General features: G+C 71.6%; 17 protein-coding genes and 3 tRNA genes. 12 read left to right on the top strand and 8 right to left on the bottom strand.

Features of this window, described 5'->3' with window-relative positions; translation table 11 throughout:
• Nucleotides 1-9: 9 nt before the first annotated feature.
• From ASE25_RS01185 to ASE25_RS01175, 3 genes are all read right to left on the bottom strand, one after another.
• Nucleotides 10-1,257: a cupin domain-containing protein gene (locus tag ASE25_RS01185; RefSeq protein WP_056822152.1), complete on the bottom strand. Its 1,248-nt coding sequence runs from the start codon at nt 1,255-1,257 to the stop codon at nt 10-12.
• Nucleotides 1,257-1,529: a hypothetical protein gene (locus tag ASE25_RS01180; RefSeq protein WP_020143298.1), complete on the bottom strand. Its 273-nt coding sequence runs from the start codon at nt 1,527-1,529 to the stop codon at nt 1,257-1,259. Before ASE25_RS01180 ends, ASE25_RS01185 begins: the two co-directional genes overlap by 1 nt.
• Before the next feature lie 97 nt (nt 1,530-1,626).
• A complete protein-coding gene (locus ASE25_RS01175) occupies nt 1,627-2,448 on the bottom strand; it encodes a hypothetical protein (RefSeq protein WP_056822151.1) in 822 nt (273 codons plus the stop codon).
• 59 nt (nt 2,449-2,507) lie between these two features.
• Between ASE25_RS01175 and ASE25_RS01170 the strand changes: the two genes are divergently transcribed.
• The gene (locus tag ASE25_RS01170; protein ID WP_056822149.1) at nt 2,508-3,404 is read left to right on the top strand and encodes a hypothetical protein; all 897 of its coding nucleotides are present in this window, start codon (nt 2,508-2,510) and stop codon (nt 3,402-3,404) included.
• 27 nt (nt 3,405-3,431) lie between these two features.
• On the opposite strand, the gene ASE25_RS01165 is transcribed toward ASE25_RS01170, so the two are convergent.
• A complete protein-coding gene (locus ASE25_RS01165) occupies nt 3,432-4,808 on the bottom strand; it encodes an AI-2E family transporter (protein ID WP_235508486.1) in 1,377 nt (458 codons plus the stop codon).
• Nucleotides 4,809-4,946: 138 nt separating this feature from the next.
• Between ASE25_RS01165 and ASE25_RS01160 the strand changes: the two genes are divergently transcribed.
• The 6 genes from ASE25_RS01160 to ASE25_RS01135 all read left to right on the top strand — a co-directional run bounded on the left by ASE25_RS01160 (nt 4,947) and on the right by ASE25_RS01135 (nt 7,616).
• Nucleotides 4,947-5,019: transfer RNA gene (locus ASE25_RS01160), tRNA-Thr, on the top strand.
• Between the two features lie 59 nt (nt 5,020-5,078).
• Nucleotides 5,079-5,155, top strand: a tRNA-Met gene (locus tag ASE25_RS01155).
• 170 nt (nt 5,156-5,325) lie between these two features.
• Complete coding sequence (gene rpmG, locus ASE25_RS01150; RefSeq protein WP_020143294.1) at nt 5,326-5,496, top strand: 50S ribosomal protein L33; 171 nt, start codon at nt 5,326-5,328, stop codon at nt 5,494-5,496.
• A gap of 112 nt (nt 5,497-5,608) precedes the next feature.
• Complete coding sequence (locus tag ASE25_RS01145) at nt 5,609-6,055, top strand: MaoC family dehydratase N-terminal domain-containing protein (protein ID WP_056771198.1); 447 nt, start codon at nt 5,609-5,611, stop codon at nt 6,053-6,055.
• Nucleotides 6,055-6,525, top strand: coding sequence for a MaoC/PaaZ C-terminal domain-containing protein (locus ASE25_RS01140; protein ID WP_056822143.1), 471 nt, complete (start codon nt 6,055-6,057; stop codon nt 6,523-6,525). The genes ASE25_RS01145 and ASE25_RS01140 overlap by 1 nt, the downstream gene beginning before the upstream one ends.
• A 17-nt stretch (nt 6,526-6,542) precedes the next feature.
• Nucleotides 6,543-7,616: a UDP-N-acetylmuramate dehydrogenase gene (locus ASE25_RS01135; protein ID WP_056822140.1), complete on the top strand. Its 1,074-nt coding sequence runs from the start codon at nt 6,543-6,545 to the stop codon at nt 7,614-7,616.
• A gap of 88 nt (nt 7,617-7,704) precedes the next feature.
• Here the strand turns inward: ASE25_RS01135 and ASE25_RS01130 are convergent, their stop codons facing one another.
• The 4 genes from ASE25_RS01130 to ASE25_RS01115 form a co-directional block, all read right to left on the bottom strand.
• Nucleotides 7,705-8,388, bottom strand: a complete 684-nt coding sequence (locus tag ASE25_RS01130) for a hypothetical protein (protein WP_157623285.1) — start codon at nt 8,386-8,388, stop codon at nt 7,705-7,707.
• Nucleotides 8,389-8,513: 125 nt separating this feature from the next.
• On the bottom strand, nt 8,514-9,542 hold the full coding sequence (locus tag ASE25_RS01125; RefSeq protein ID WP_056771186.1) for an adenosine deaminase: 1,029 nt from the start codon (nt 9,540-9,542) through the stop codon (nt 8,514-8,516).
• 93 nt (nt 9,543-9,635) lie between these two features.
• Nucleotides 9,636-10,157, bottom strand: a complete 522-nt coding sequence (locus tag ASE25_RS01120) for a DUF5709 domain-containing protein (RefSeq protein WP_056771184.1) — start codon at nt 10,155-10,157, stop codon at nt 9,636-9,638.
• Nucleotides 10,154-11,536: an aminotransferase class I/II-fold pyridoxal phosphate-dependent enzyme gene (locus ASE25_RS01115; protein ID WP_056822134.1), complete on the bottom strand. Its 1,383-nt coding sequence runs from the start codon at nt 11,534-11,536 to the stop codon at nt 10,154-10,156. The genes ASE25_RS01120 and ASE25_RS01115 overlap by 4 nt, the downstream gene beginning before the upstream one ends.
• 258 nt (nt 11,537-11,794) lie before the next feature.
• Here ASE25_RS01115 and ASE25_RS01110 point away from each other — a divergent pair.
• From ASE25_RS01110 to rplA, 5 genes are all read left to right on the top strand, one after another.
• Nucleotides 11,795-11,867: transfer RNA gene (locus ASE25_RS01110), tRNA-Trp, on the top strand.
• A gap of 116 nt (nt 11,868-11,983) precedes the next feature.
• On the top strand, nt 11,984-12,253 hold the full coding sequence (secE, locus tag ASE25_RS01105; protein ID WP_056771177.1) for a preprotein translocase subunit SecE: 270 nt from the start codon (nt 11,984-11,986) through the stop codon (nt 12,251-12,253).
• A gap of 80 nt (nt 12,254-12,333) precedes the next feature.
• Nucleotides 12,334-13,203 (top strand): transcription termination/antitermination protein NusG, encoded by an 870-nt coding sequence (gene nusG / locus ASE25_RS01100; RefSeq protein WP_056822131.1) that lies wholly within the window; start codon nt 12,334-12,336, stop codon nt 13,201-13,203.
• A gap of 97 nt (nt 13,204-13,300) precedes the next feature.
• Entirely contained in the window at nt 13,301-13,735 is a 435-nt protein-coding gene (gene rplK, locus ASE25_RS01095) for a 50S ribosomal protein L11 (RefSeq protein ID WP_056771171.1), read from the top strand.
• Nucleotides 13,736-13,884: 149 nt separating this feature from the next.
• On the top strand, nt 13,885-14,601 hold the full coding sequence (gene rplA / locus ASE25_RS01090) for a 50S ribosomal protein L1 (RefSeq protein WP_056771168.1): 717 nt from the start codon (nt 13,885-13,887) through the stop codon (nt 14,599-14,601).
• Nucleotides 14,602-14,770: the final 169 nt, after the last annotated feature.

The raw sequence follows: 14,770 nt of genomic DNA, 5'->3' as shown, positions 1-14,770 counted from the left end.
CGTCGTGCCTCAGTCGTCGGCGACGACGAGCAGGCCGGAGAGCATCAGCCGACGAGCCAGCTCGAGCCCGACCATGTCGGCACGCAGCACGCCGCCTGCCACGAGCGCCACGAAGGTGCCGACGTCGTGCGACTCGACCGGGAAGTCGGCGAGGCGGCTGCGCAGCCGGGCCGGGCCGTCGCCCGAGGGCACGAGCCGCGCGGCCACGTGCGGCCGGAGCCGGAGCGTCGTCTCGGGACGAAGGGCCTCAGCGGCTGCCACCTGGGCGAGTGGGCTGATCGGTGCTGGACGCTGCGACCCGCGAGCGCGCGCCTCGAGCGCGTCGACGACCGTGGCCACGTCGATCTCGCCCAGGGCGCGTACGAGCGCTGCCCGCACGAGCTCGACGTCGGGGGCGATGGCCTCGTGGTCGAAGCCCGTCGGCGCGACGTCGAGGGAGGCGCGCACGCTCTCGTCGCGGCTGGCCTCGGCCAGCGCTATCGACACGAGCTCGTCGGCCACGTGACGTCGCGTCCAGACGTGGACGCCCAGAGTGAGGTGCGTGCTGACCCCGCCGAGCGCGGTGGCAGAGTGCACCCAGCCGCGCGGCAGGTAGAGGACGTCACCGGCACGGAGCGTGAACTCGTGGTCAGGTGCTCGACGTCCCGCCTCCTCGACCTCGGCACGGTGGTCGGTCCACGGCTCGTCGCGCAGCGGTGAGTCGTGCACCGGGGGCCGGACGCGCCAGCGTTTCTCCCCGGCCATCTGGAGCACGAAGACGTCGTGCACGTCGTAGTGGTCGCTGAAGCCGGTGTTCTGGCTGGGCGTGACGTACGCGTTGGCCTGGACCGGGTGCCCCAGCTCCTCCGCGAGCTGCTGGGTGAAGTCGATGAGGGGCCCCCACGTACGGTGCAGCCCCTGCAGGACGATGGTGGCACCGTCGGCGAAGAGCCCGAGCAGCTTGTCGTCGCTCACCTGGTCGGCGACGGATGCACCGACGCCTCCGCTCTGGGTGAACTCCCGGTCACCGAGGGTGCGGCCGTTCTGGGCGACCCGCAGGAAAGGGGCGCGCAGCCCGCGTCGGGAGACGAGCTCGTCGACGGAGCCCTCGCCGAAGAGGTCGAGCAGTCCGCCCGGCAGGTCGGCTGCCCTGGTGACGACCGGCGTGTGCGACCAGTGGTCCGTGGCGAACTCGTCGGCGGCGAAGGGGACGAGGCGCGCGAGCGCCGAGCGCCCACGTTCGTGCGTGGGCACCCGGCTCGTCGTGCCAGCGGTCATCAGATCGAGCTGGTCGGGTCCGCTCCGGCCCCACCGTCGGCGCCACCGTCGTGGCTGCTCGTGTCGGCTCCGCCGTCAGCGGGGCCCTCGGTGTCGGCGCCACCGTCGGCGCCACCGTCGTGGCTGCTCGTGTCGGCTCCGCCGTCAGCGGGGCCCTCGGTGTCGGCGCCACCGTCGGCACCACCGTCGTGGCTGCTCGTGTCGGCTCCGCCGTCAGCGGGGCCTTCGGTCGTCGGGTCGTCGCTCACGGGGTCCAGCGGGTTGTCGCTCATGGCTTCTCCTCCACGGGGTGTGGCGCGGCGCCGGACGACGCCGTCGAGGTGCACCTACCCACTGGACGCGTCGCGGGCACGACCTGGCGCCGCGTCCTCACGTCAGGTGGTCGAAGTCCCCCCGCGTCCACGCCGCGTGGCGGTCGGCGGACCGTCGCAGCATGGCCTTGGCCCCTGACGGCACGGCGGTGCCGAAGTTGTTGTAGAGGCGGTCGAAGTGCAGGGCCTCCAGCTGACCGGCAACGCGCTGGACGACGTTGCCCGACAAGGGGATCCGGTTCGGATAGCTGCGCATGAAGCTCATCGACCGACGGTCTGGGTTGGGGAAGACGGCATCGCCTGCCAGCAGCACCCCGCGTCCTTCGGCGCCCGCCGTCCACTCGACGACGGCCTGACCGCGGAAGTGCCCGCCCACGCGGTGCAGCGTCAGACCCGGTGCGACCTGCCGCTGCTCGTCGTAGAGCTCGACGAGCGGGTCTCGCCGGCGCACCCACTCGGCGTCGGGCGCGGCCACGAGCACCGGGACGTCGCCCAGCGCCCGGGCCCACTCCGTCTGCACGCCGTACATGTGCGGATGGCTCGAGGCCACCGCGAGCGCGGGCCCGAGCGATCGCACGAGCTCGACCGCGGCGTCGTCGATGTAGCCGACGCAGTCGAAGAGGAGCACCCCCTCGGGCACGCGCACGACCATCGTCTGCTGCCCGATGCCGACCTCGGGCTCGGCGCGCAGCCCCCAGAGGTCGTCCTCGACCGCCTCGACGCGGATGCGCGTCCCGGCCTCCCGCAGCCGGTCCACCGTCGTCCAGCGCTGCCCCTGCTCGGGCACCCACTGCCGCTCGTCCTCGCAGACGGCGCACGCGTCCGGAGGCTCGGGCAGGTCATCGGTCTCGACGGCGCACGTCGCACAGATCCAGATCACGGCCCCAGCCTGCCCGTCCCGCGCGGGCCGCACCAGCGGGTTTGCGGGAGGATGCAGAGGTGATCCTGCACCTGCGCGCCGCCGTCGAGCAGCTGTATGCCGCCCCGCCCGCTCGCTTCACCCCGCTCCGTTCCGAGCTGGTGGCCCAGGCGAGGTCAGCGGGCGAGAAGGACCTCGCCGCCTCGGTGGGTGCCTTGCGCAAGCCGACCCTCGCCGCGTGGGCGGTGAACCACTTCGTGCGCGAGCACGCGGACGAGCTCGAGGAGCTCCGGTCGTTCGCCGAGCTGCTCCGTGAGGCCCAGCGCACCCTCGACGCCGACCAGCTGCGGCTGCTCGGCCGGGAGCGCGCCACCCGCGTCGACGCCATGGCCGACCGCATCGCCGAGGTCGCGGCCGAGGACGGCCAGAAGCTCGGCGCCGGTGCGGCCCAGGAGGTGCGCGAGACGCTGACCGCGCTCATCGCCGACGAGGACGCCGAGGCCTCGGTCCTCACGGGCGCGCTCGTCAAGGCGCTCAGCTACTCAGGATTCGGCTCGGTCGACGTGGCCGACGTCGTCGCCATCACGGACCCCGAGGAGCTCGGGTCGTCCGCGCCCGACCGCGCCCGACCGTCGCTCTCGGTCCTGCCCGGCGGGGGAGGAGGGGACGCCGTCGACCTCGAGGAGCGACGACGCAGCCGGCGCGCCGCCGAGCGGGCCCGACTCCAGTCGGCACTCGAGACCGCACGGGCCGACCTGCGGTCCGCCGACCGACAGGTGGCGGTCCTCACGGCCCGCCAGGAGGAGGTCACGGAGGGCATCGCCGACCTCGAGCGGCGGCTCGCGACGGCGAGGTCCCGGCTCGAGAAGGTCACGGGTGAGCTCGACGAGGCGGGCGGCATACGCAGTCGCCGTGAGGAGGAGGAGGCGACGGCCCAGCAGGCGCTGGACGCCCACGACGCGCACGACGGGGAGTGACGCGGCCGTCAGGGCATCGGGTGCGGGCTACGTCTTCGGGCCGGACGTGTCGTGCCGGGAGAACCAGTGGCGCAGCGTCGCGCGCAGACCCGTCGGCTCCGGCGCCGCCGCGGGCGTCGGCGGCTCGGGTGCCTTCGCCCGGGCTCCGGGCAGCACCGGGAGGCGGGCCGTGAAGGACGCGTGCTGGTGGTCGGCCTTCTGGCGCTCACCGGGCTGCGGCGCGGCGAGCTGGGGGAGCAGCTCGTACTTGCGCGAGTAGATGTCGAAGAGGGCGAGCATCAGCGCGGCCACGGGCACCGCCACGAAGGCCCCCGAGACGCCGAAGAGCGCCGCGCCGAACATCACGGCTGCGAAGGACACCGCGGGATGCACGTCGACGGCGTCGGCCGAGATGCGCGGCTCGATCGTCACGTTCTCGATCTGCTGGTAGACGAGGGCGAAGCCGAGCAGCGCCAGCCCCTGCCACGGCTCCGGTCCGACGAGGCCGACGAAGACCGGCAGCGCGATCGCGATGTAGGTCCCGATGGTCGGCACGAACTGGGCCACGAGGCCGGTCCAGATGCCGAGGGCCAACCAGTAGTCCATGCCGATGATGAGCATGAACAGGCTCGACAGTCCGCCGCAGATCCCGGCGAGCACGAGCCGGGCCGACACGTAGCCGCCGGTCTTGATCACCGCGAGGTCCCAGGCCACCCCGATGACCGCCTGCTGGCGCGGCGGGGCGAGCTGGGCGACCCAGCGACGCAGGCGCAGGCTGTCGGCGGAGAAGTAGAAGGTGAAGAAGAAGAAGGTGATCGACGAGAAGAAGGCGCCGAGCACGGCGGCGACGGCACCGATGAGGCCGCCGGCCACGCTGCCGGCCAGGGTGCTCAGGCCGCCGACCTCGCTCGTGAACTGGGCCAGCAGCTTGTCCGGGCTGAGCTCGACGCCGAAGGTCTCGTTGGCCCACGTCGTCGCACTCTCCACGAGCGACGGGATCGAGGCGACGAAGGTGGCCAGCTGGTCGGCCAGCAGGTTGCCGAAGGCGAGCATGAAGACGATGCAGAAGACGAGCACGCCGAGCATGACGATCATGGTCGCCATGCCGCGCCGCATCCGGCGCGAGAGCCGTGCGACGGCCGGCTCCATCGCGATCGAGGCGAGCATGGCCATGATGAGGGTGAAGATGACCGAGCCGCCGTCGTCGATGACGAACTTGCCGAGCGCGGCGATCGCGACGATGGCGACCGCGAGCCAGCCCGCGCGCCATACGCTGCGCCGGTCGAAGCGCACCTGCACGTCGACCAGGCGGGTGTCCACGTCACCGACGTCGGTGCCGGGCGGTGGGCCCCCGGACCCGACCGGTGGGTCCGGCGGTTCGGTGGCCGGACCCGGGTCGTGCTGGCCGTCGATGAGACCGCTCATGCCCTGATCCTCCCAGTTGGGACGCCGGCCGTCGGTCATCTGCTCGATTTCGTATCCGCGCCGCCGACCGTGTAGTCTCACCGTCGCACAACAGGTCGTCCTGAAGACGTTCTCGCAACGTTTCTCGGTGTCGGCCGCGCCCCAATAGCTCAGTCGGCAGAGCGTTTCCATGGTAAGGAAAAGGTCTAGGGTTCGATTCCCTATTGGGGCTCTGGTCGGTCGGTTCCCGGCCTCGTCGCTTCTGCGGCGGGCCGGGGGACGACAGCCCATGGCGGGGTAGCTCAGCTGGTTAGAGCGCACGACTCATAATCGTGAGGTCGCGGGATCGAGCCCCGCTCCCGCTACCACTTCCGCGCGCACCCGGTTCGATTTCTCGAATCATCGGGGTGTCGCGTAGCCTTGGACGTCGCGCCTGCGTGTCACCCCGGGATGCCGCCCGGAACGCGTGACGCGCCGCGCGACACCCGTCGCAAGACGACCGAACACCCAAAGTACGTTCCCGAAAGAGCAGGTTGCCGTGGCCAGCAAGAGCAGCGACGTCCGTCCGAAGATCACGATGGCGTGTGTGGACTGCAAGGACCGCAACTACATCACCAAGAAGAACCGTCGGAACAACCCCGACCGTCTCGCCATGAACAAGTTCTGCCCGAAGTGCGGCAAGCACACGGAGCACCGCGAGACCCGCTGAACCATCGCGTTCCTCGACGCTCCCTCGGCCATCGGCCGGGGGAGCGTCGTCGTTCCCGGACGCCCACCGGGTGGCGCGGGCGCCGGTCGGCAGCGGTCGATAGGCTGCCCGTATGCCGGTGAACTCAGACTTCCAGGGCCGGGTCTACCCGCCCACCGAGACCTATCGGGTCAGTGCCGCCAAGATCCGTGAGTTCGCCGAGGCCGTCGGCTCGGCCGATCGGGTGCACGTCGACGCCGAGGTCGCCCGGGCTCGCGGCTACGCCGACGTCATCGCGCCTCCGACGTTTGCGGTCCTCATCGCCCAGCAGTGCGACGGCCAGCTGATCCGCGACCCCGAGGCCGGCATCGACTTCTCCCGCGTCGTGCACGGCGAGCAGCGCTTCGTCCACCACCGCCCCCTGACGGCCGGCGACGCCGTCGTCGGCACGCTCCACGTCGACACCGTGCGCGAGGCCGGCGGCCACGCCATGGTGACGACCCGCACCGAGCTCGCCACCGAGGCGGGTGAGGCCGTCTGCACGGCCACGTCGACCATCGTCATCCGAGGGGGCGAGTGATGAGCACCACTCCGAGCACTCCGAGCACTCCGAGCACGACGCCGGCGGCCGTGCGGTCCTTCTCCGAGGTCTCCGTCGGTGACGCGCTGCCCGCGACGACCGTCCACGTCGACCGGGCGCGCCTGGTCCAGTACGCCGGCGCCTCCCTCGACCGCAACCGCATCCACTGGGACGAGCCCTTCGCCAAGGCGGTCGGGCTGCCCGACGTCATCGCCCACGGCATGTTCACGATGGGCTCGGCGGTCACGCTCGTCACCGCCTGGGTGGGCGACGCCGGCCGCGTGGTCGAGTACGGCGTGCGCTTCACCCGCCCCGTCGTCGTGCCCTACGACGCCGGCGCCGACATCGAGGTCTCGGGCGTCGTCAAGTCCGTCGACCCCGAGACGAAGCGGGTCACCGTCGAGCTGACCGCCACCGCGGCCGGCGAGAAGGTCCTCGGCCGGGCGCTCGCCGTCGCGGTCCTCGACTGAGCCGGCCGGTCCACCGCGTGCAGGAGCAACACGACGTCCCCCTCTCGACCCTCACGACGATGCGGGTCGGTGGCCCGGCTGCGCGCGTCGTCACGGCCACGACCACCGACGAGCTCGTCGACGCGGTCCGTGAGGTCGACGACGCCGACGAGCCGCTGCTCGTCGTCTCGGGCGGCTCCAACCTCCTCGTCTCCGACGACGGCTTCGAGGGCACGGTCGTGCGCGTCGCCACGTCGGGCATCACGCCCGAGTCCGCCGACTACTGCGGCGGCGCCGTGGTCCGGGTGGCCGCCGGCGAGGTGTGGGACGACGTCGTGGCCCATGCCGTCGCGCAGGGATGGGCGGGCGTCGAGGGACTGAGCGGCATACCCGGTCTCACGGGGGCCACGCCCATCCAGAACGTCGGCGCCTACGGTCAGGACGTGTCGCAGACGGTCGCGCAGGTGCGCACGTGGGACCGGCAGGAGCAGGCCGTGCGCACCTTCATGAACGCCGACTGCGCCTTCACCTACCGCCACTCGCGCTTCAAGGGGCACTCGCGCTACGTCGTGCTCGACGTGGTGTTCCAGTTCGAGGTCGCCGACCTCAGCCGCCCGGTGGCGTATGCCGCCCTGGCGAAGGGTCTCGGGGTCGAGCTCGGCACGCGCGTGCCCCTCCAGGACGCCCGTGAGGCCGTCCTCGCGCAGCGCCGGTCCCGCGGCATGGTGCTCGACGACGCCGACCCGGACACGTGGTCGTGCGGGTCGTTCTTCACCAACCCGATCCTCAGCCGCCACGAGTTCGACGACCTCGTCGAGCGCGTGGGGGAGCGGCTCGGTTGGGAGGGGCCGACGCCGCCGCGCTTCCCCGAGCCCGACGGCCGGGTCAAGACGAGCGCCGCGTGGCTCATCGACCACGCCGGCTTCGGCAAGGGCTTCGGCCTGCCGGCGCCGGCGGCGCTGTCCACGAAGCACACCCTGGCCGTGACCAACCGGGGCGGTGCCACGACCGCCGACGTCCTCGCCCTCGCCCGGCAGGTGCGCGACGGGGTGCGCGACACCTTCGGCGTGACGCTCGTCAACGAGCCGGTCATCGTCGGCGACCAGCTCTGAGATCAGTTCCGGCGAGCGCTCGATCACACGGCAAAGGCTCCGGTTCCCTTGGGAACCGGAGCCTTTCGCGTCAGACCGTGTGCAGTGACTACTTCGTCAGGACGACGGAGAAGGTCTTGGCCGGGATGTTCTTGTCCGTCGTGCTGACGGCGTAGGCCGGCCGGTTGAAGGCCAGGCGCAGGGCGGTCGTCGTTCCCTTGTCGACCTTGAAGAAGACCCACCCGCGGTCGCGCTCGTCGCGTTTCGTCGTGAGCAGCGGGTCGGCCTTGTACGCCTTGCCGAACTCGGCCGTGGGCGCGACGTTCTGCTTGGGGTTCGTCGCGATGAGCGTCAGCATTTTCGGGTCGAGCGACGCCGAGTAGCGCGAGCCGGCGGCGAACTCGACCTTGACCCCGACGATCTCGAAGGCCTCGGCCCCGACGGGCTGGTTCTTCGGGAACGGCAGGCCGCGCGAGACGCGCATGGCCGTGATCGTGTGGCCGAGCTGGGGGTCCTTGATGACGGCCTTGACGGTGCGCGTCGAGTACTTCACCGGGGCGGCGGTCGTCGGCGCGGCCGTGGTGGGCGCTGCGGTCGTCGTGGACGTCGTCGAGGTGCTCGTCGCGGCCGGGGTCGTGCCGGCCCGGGCCGTCGGGTCGGCGGTCACGGGCGACTCCCCGCTGCACGCCGCGAGCGCGACGACGGGGGCGACGAGACCGACCACGGCGAGTCGTCGCAGACGGGCGCCGGAGGCGGTCGATGGGCGGGTGGTGGCGGGGGCAGAAGTCTTCATCTCCCGACCAGCATGACCGGGCGCACCGATCCTGAGCAAACCCGGTGGGGATGGGCGAGGAGGCCGGCTCCGTGGGGAGCGGCCCGTTATGACCGGTTACGACCCGGTCCTGCGTGTGGTCGGTGTCACGCAGGCCCGGCGAGCCAGGCGTCCACGTCGGCGAGCGCGGCCTTGCGCAGGCGGTCGGGCATCCGGCTGCCCTCGAGGGAGCCGCGGGCGAGCGCGGCGAGGCCGTCGTCGTCGAAGCCGAGCTCTCGGGCCGCGGCGTACTGCGCGGCCAGGCGGGACCCGAAGAGGAGCGGGTCGTCCGCGCCGAGCGCCACGGGGATGCCGGCCTCGACGATCCGGCGCAACGGGACGTCGCTCGCGTCGGCGTAGACCCCGAGGGCGACGTTGCTGCCCGGGCACACCTCGAGGGTCACGCCGGCCTCGGCGACGGCGTCGAGCACCTGTGGGTCCTCGACGCTGCGCACGCCGTGCCCGATGCGGTCCGGGTCGAGGTGCTCGAGCGTCTCCATGACGGACTGGGCGCCGAGGAGCTCGCCGCCGTGCGGCACGAGAGCCAGACCGGCCCGCCGTGCGATGGCGAAGGCCGGCGCGAAGTCGGCGACGGCCCCGCGTCGCTCGTCGTTGGACAGGCCGAAGCCGACGACGTCGCCGGCCTCCTCGCCCGCGTGGTGGGCGGCGAGGCGAGCGAGCGTGCGGGCCTCGAGGGGGTGGCGCATGCGGCTCGCCGCGACGACGACGCCGACCCCGATGTCCCCCGCGGCCGACACGGCCCGTGCCTCGTCGAGCACGATCTCGAGCGCCGGCGTGATCCCGCCGACGAAGGGGGCGTACGACGTCGGGTCGACCTGGATCTCGAGCCAGCGTGACCCCTCGGCCGCGTCGTCGGCCGCGGCCTCGCGCACGATCCGGCGCATGTCGTCCTCCCCGCGCACACAGGACCGGGCGGCGTCGTAGAGGCGCTGGAAGCGGAACCAGCCGCGCTCGTCGGTGGCTCGGGCGAGTCGGGGCGGCCAGCCCGTCACGAGGGCGTCGGGCAGGCGGATGCCGTGCCGGGCGGCGAGGTCTCGCACCGTGTCGATGCGCATCGAGCCCGTGAAGTGCAGGTGCAGGTGCGCCTTGGGCAGGTCCTGCACCGCACGCGTCATGCGGGTCAGTGTGTCATCCGGTCCCCGGGCGGCGCGGAGAGGCCACGGCGCGGCTGGTGCCGGGCCGTGGCCTCTCTGCGGGTCGCGCGGGACTCAGTCCTCGTCGGGCTCGTCAGCGATCTCGTCGACGATGTGCATCGCGGCCTCCTCGGCCGACGCGCCGGCCCCGTCGACGCCGACGTCGCTGGCCCAGGCCTGCTTCTCGTCGTCGTCGTGCGCGCCCTCGTCGTCGGCCACGAGGCGACCGGCGCGGGCGTCGCCCACCTCGTGGTCTCCGAGCCAGTCGTCCTCGGCGTCGATGGCGTCGGGGTCGTCGCCACCGACGCGGTCGCCGTCGAGGCCGCTCTCGTTGTCGGGCGCGCCGTAGGCGGAGTCGGGGTCCGGCACCTCCTGGCGGATGCGCTCGTCGATGGTCTCGTCGACGGACTCCTCGTAGGCGGTCGTGCCGTGGGCGGTGACGCCCTGCGGCCGGTCGTTGGGCGAGTAGCCGCGGTCGAGCACGTCCTCGAGGTCACCGTCGTCGAGGGTGTCCTCGGGCTGGAGCTGGTCCTCGTCGTCGACGCTGTAGGTCGTCAGCTCGTCGTCGATGGTCTCGTTGGGATCCTGGTCGCTCATCGCGAGGCTCCTTCGGTGGCGGTGTGCGAGGGGCTCGTGGCGTCCCCGGCCGACGGCGTCTCGCCGTCGCCCTCTGCCCCTACCCCCGCGGCGCGGTCCTGCGTCAGCTTCTCGGCGGCGGCGAGGGCGACGCACGTCGCGACGCCGGCCATGGCCGTGCGCACCTCGTCGAGCACGGGGAAGGTCGGGGCGAGGCGGATGTTGCGGTCGCGCGGGTCGTGGCCCAGCGGGAAGGACGCGCCCGCCGGCGTCAGCGCGATGCCGGCCTCCTTGGCGAGCGCGACGACCCGCGACGCGGTCCCGTCGAGCACGTCGAGGTTGACGAAGTAGCCCCCGGTCGGGTGGCTCCACTCGGCGATCTCGAGCCCCGCGAGGCCGCTCGTCAGAGCCTCGTCGACCGCCGCGAACTTCGGCGCGATGATCTCGCGGTGCTTGCGCATGTGCGCACGCACGCCGTCGGCGTCGTGGAAGAACTCGACGTGACGCAGGTGGTTGACCTTGTCGGGACCGATGGAGCCCATCGCGAGGTGTCCGAGGTACCACCTCACGGTGGCCGCGCTCGCGGCGAGGACGGCGACTCCGGCGCCCGCGAAGGTGATCTTCGAGGTCGACGCGAACATGATCGGCCGGTTCGGGTGCCCGGAGGCGGCGGCGAGGCTGAGGATGTCGGCGCTCTTGGCCTCGTCCTCGGTGAGGTGGTGGAACGCGTACGCGTTGTCCCAGAAGATCGTGAAGTCGGGCGCCGCGGTCGGCATGGCCGCGAGGCGGGCGGCGATCTCCTGCGAGACGACGGCCCCGGACGGGTTGGCGTAGGTCGGGACGATCCAGATGCCCTTGACGCTCGGGTCGTCCTTGACGAGCGCCTCGACGGCGGCGATGTCCGGGCCGTCCGCGTGCATGTCGACGGTGACCATCTCGATGCCGAACGACGCGAGCATCGAGAAGTGCCGGTCGTAGCCGGGGACGGGGCAGACGAAGCGGACCTTCTCCTCCTGCGACCAGGGCCGCGGCGAGTCGACGCCGCCGAAGAGGAGGAAGTCGACGATCGTGCTGTACATCATCGTCAGGCTCGAGTTGCCCCCGGCGACGATCTGGCTCGGCTCGACCCAGAGCAGGTCGGCGAAGAGCTCGCGCAGCTCGGCGAGGCCCTCGAGTCCGCCGTAGTTGCGCACGTCGACCCCGGCCCGGTCCTTCGTCGCGGTCGGCAGGCGCAGGAGGTCGTCGGAGAGGTCGAGCTGCGCGGCGGACGGCTTGCCCCGCGTCAGGTCGAGCCTGAGGCCGCGGGACTGCAGGGCCGCGTAGGCTTCACGCTGCTCGGCGAGGAAGCCGGCCAGGTCGTCGTCGGACAGGGACGCGAGGGAGGTGCGCGGGTTCGTCACCTCTCGATCCTGCCACTGCGGCGCCCGGGTCGGGCGGCCGAGTCCGTATGACGGGTCGCGCGGTTCCCGCCGCGGGCGCGGCAGGTCCCCGGAGGCCGTCCGAAGGGTCACCTGCGGGTGACGGGGGAGGGCCCGCGGAGGGGGTTTCGGGTCGGTTCGCGTTGGGGCGCATCCGTCCCGTATGATCGTCCCTCGGACGGCTTCGCTGGCCATGCTGACGCATGCCGTCCCGCCGTGGACACCCAACGTCCCCGGCGAAGGGCAATAGCTCAATTGGTAGAGCACTGGTCTCCAAAACCAGCGGTTGGGGGTTCGAGTCCCTCTTGCCCTGCGCATCCCAGTGATGTGGTCGTCGTGCAAGGCGGCACGCGGCTTCTGCCCTGACGTGGGACTCCACGGTCGGGGTGTGGCGCCCGCGGGCCGACACCCAGGCAGAAAGAAGGAATCGTGACGGAGACGAGCGCCAAGCGCGGGTCCGGCCGTGCCGACAAGGCTCGCGGCGGCAACCCCGTGTCGCGCCTCTTTGGCGCGATCAGCCTCTTCGTGCGCCAGATCCTCGACGAGCTGCGCAAGGTCGTGCGGCCGACGGGTCCTGAGCTCGTGCGCTACACGACCGTCGTGGTCGTGTTCGTCGTGATCATGATGGCGCTCGTGTCAGCGCTCGACTTCGGTCTGAGCCGGCTGGTCTCCTGGGTCTTCACTGGCTCGGCCACCTGAGGCACGAGCCCCCGGCCCCCTCACGGGATGTCACTGCCGGCCGTCACGGCCGGTCCACGAGCAAGGAAGCAGGTCAGAGCGTGTCCGAGCAGTTCGCCCACGAGGGCGCCCCGAACGGCGAGAGCACCGAGAGCGACGTCGTCGACCCCGCGGTCGAGACCGACGACCTCTCGGCCTCCGACGTCGAGTCGGGTGCTGAGGACGACGCCACCGACTCCGACCTCGACACCGTCGCCGCGGAGACCGATGTCGAGACCGACGACGGGTCCGACGACTACGTCGACGCCGCCGTTGACTCCGAAACCTCCGATGACGACGAGCCGGTGGCCCAGGGCAGCGGCGACCCCGTCGCCGACTTCAAGGCCGACCTGCGCACGCGCTTCGGTGACTGGTACGTCATCCACTCCTACGCCGGCTACGAGAACCGCGTGAAGGCCAACCTCGAGACGCGCATCCAGACCCTCAACATGGAGGACTTCATCTTCGAGATCGAGGTCCCCATGGAGGAGGTCACCGAGATCAAGAACGGCCAGAAGAAGCAGGTCCGTCGCGTCCGGATGCCCGGCTACGTCCTCGTCCGCATGGACCTCACCGACGAGAGCTGGGGCGCCGTGCGCCACACCCCCGGCGTCACCGGGTTCGTCGGCAACGCCCACCAGCCGGTGCCGCTGTCGATCGACGAGGTCTTCACGATGCTCGCCCCGAACTTCGAGGCCGCTGCGGCCGCCGACGGCTCCGGCGCGTCGTCGGGCTCGAGCGCCGGCAAGGACGTGCGGGTCGTCGACTTCGAGGTCGGCGAGTCCGTCACCGTCATGGAGGGCCCGTTCGAGACCCTCCCCGCGACGATCTCCGAGATCAACCCCGACACCCAGAAGCTCAAGGTGCTCGTCTCCATCTTCGGCCGGGAGACCCCGGTCGAGCTCTCCTTCGCCCAGGTCGCCAAGATCTGATCGAGGGTCGTACGACCTCGTGCGGCTGACCGCACGAGGACATGCAACCGGGTCATCGCCCAAGGCGTCGGCCCAGCAACGCAGAAGGTAGGCAACCATGCCCCCCAAGAGCAAGAAGGTCTCCGGCTTCATCAAGCTGCAGATCCAGGCCGGTCAGGCCACCCCCGCCCCGCCCGTCGGCCCCGCCCTCGGTCAGCACGGCGTCAACATCATGGAGTTCGTCAAGGCGTACAACGCCGCGACGGAGTCCCAGCGCGGCAACGTCATCCCGGTCGAGATCACGGTCTACGAGGACCGCTCGTTCACCTTCGTGACGAAGACCCCGCCGGCCGCCGAGCTCATCAAGAAGGCCGCCGGCGTCGCCAAGGGCTCGGGCGAGCCGCACAAGACCAAGGTCGCCAAGCTCTCGCGCGACCAGGTCCTCGAGATCGCCCGTCAGAAGATGGAAGACCTCAACGCCCACGACGAGGAGATGGCGGCGCGCATCATCGCCGGCACCGCCCGCTCGATGGGCATCGACACCGAGCTCTGACGAGCCCGGGTCACCAGACCTCGGGACGCCCGCCCTCCGCGCGAGGGCGGGCACGCCCCGAACCGGGCCACACGGCATACGGCCGTGAGGCCCCGTGGGAGACCAGCGCACGGTCGCACCACGACTCCACGAAGAAAGCAGGAGCAGTCATGAAGCGCAGCAAGAACTACCGCGCAGCCGCCGAGCTCGTCACGCCCGGCAAGGTCTACGCCCCGCTCGAGGCCGTCCGCGTCGCCAAGCAGACCGCCAAGGCCAAGTACGACGAGACCGTCGAGGTCGCCATGCGCCTCGGCGTCGACCCCCGCAAGGCCGACCAGGCCGTGCGCGGCACGGTCAACCTGCCGCACGGCACGGGCAAGACCGCCCGCGTCCTCGTCTTCGCCAACGGCGACAAGGCCGAGGCCGCCCGTGAGGCCGGCGCCGACCACGTCGGCTCCGACGACCTGCTCGAGAAGGTCCAGGGCGGCTGGCTCGACTTCGACGCCGTCGTCGCCACGCCTGACCTCATGGGCAAGGTCGGTCGTCTCGGCAAGGTCCTCGGCCCGCGTGGTCTCATGCCGAACCCGAAGACCGGCACCGTGACGATGGACGTCGCCAAGGCCGTCGCCGACATCAAGGGCGGCAAGATCGAGTTCCGCGTCGACAAGCACGCGAACCTCCACTTCATCATCGGCAAGGCCTCCTTCGACGAGACGAAGCTCGTCGAGAACTACGCCGCTGCCCTCGAGGAGATCCTGCGTCTGAAGCCGGCCAGCTCCAAGGGCCGCTACATCGAGAAGGCCACCGTCTCCACGACGATGGGCCCGGGCATCCCGCTCGACTTCTCCAAGACGCGCAACCTCCTCGCCGAGGAGGACCAGGCCTGACGGCCTGACCCACGCAACGCAGAGCCCGTCACCCCTCTGGGGGTGGCGGGCTCTCGTGCGTCTCCGACCGTCCTGGCTGGGGGCGCTCCCGGCGCCGACGCCACTCGCTCACCCTCGAGTGAGCGCCCCGTCCCCGTCGAGTGGCCTCCTGGTCACACCTGTCCCAGAC

The organism is Terrabacter sp. Root85 (assembly GCF_001429185.1).
Classification (GTDB): Bacteria; Actinomycetota; Actinomycetes; order Actinomycetales; family Dermatophilaceae; genus Terrabacter.
The sequence above is the reverse complement of the archived record's forward strand: the minus strand, read 5'-3'. Positions and strand labels throughout refer to the sequence as shown.

Excerpts from the sequence above, each read along its gene's own strand:
- rplK (WP_056771171.1), top strand. The coding sequence starts at position 13,301 with ATGCCCCCCAAGAGCAAGAAGGTCTCCGGCTTCATCAAGCTGCAGATC.
- ASE25_RS01180 (WP_020143298.1), bottom strand. The coding sequence starts at position 1,529 with ATGAGCGACAACCCGCTGGACCCCGTGAGCGACGACCCGACGACCGAA.
- rplA (WP_056771168.1), top strand. The coding sequence starts at position 13,885 with ATGAAGCGCAGCAAGAACTACCGCGCAGCCGCCGAGCTCGTCACGCCC.
- ASE25_RS01185 (WP_056822152.1), bottom strand. The coding sequence starts at position 1,257 with ATGACCGCTGGCACGACGAGCCGGGTGCCCACGCACGAACGTGGGCGC.
- ASE25_RS01125 (WP_056771186.1), bottom strand. The coding sequence starts at position 9,542 with ATGACGCGTGCGGTGCAGGACCTGCCCAAGGCGCACCTGCACCTGCAC.
- ASE25_RS01120 (WP_056771184.1), bottom strand. The coding sequence starts at position 10,157 with ATGAGCGACCAGGATCCCAACGAGACCATCGACGACGAGCTGACGACC.
- ASE25_RS01140 (WP_056822143.1), top strand. The coding sequence starts at position 6,055 with ATGAGCACCACTCCGAGCACTCCGAGCACTCCGAGCACGACGCCGGCG.
- ASE25_RS01130 (WP_157623285.1), bottom strand. The coding sequence starts at position 8,388 with ATGAAGACTTCTGCCCCCGCCACCACCCGCCCATCGACCGCCTCCGGC.
- ASE25_RS01145 (WP_056771198.1), top strand. The coding sequence starts at position 5,609 with ATGCCGGTGAACTCAGACTTCCAGGGCCGGGTCTACCCGCCCACCGAG.
- ASE25_RS01165 (WP_235508486.1), bottom strand. The coding sequence starts at position 4,808 with ATGAGCGGTCTCATCGACGGCCAGCACGACCCGGGTCCGGCCACCGAA.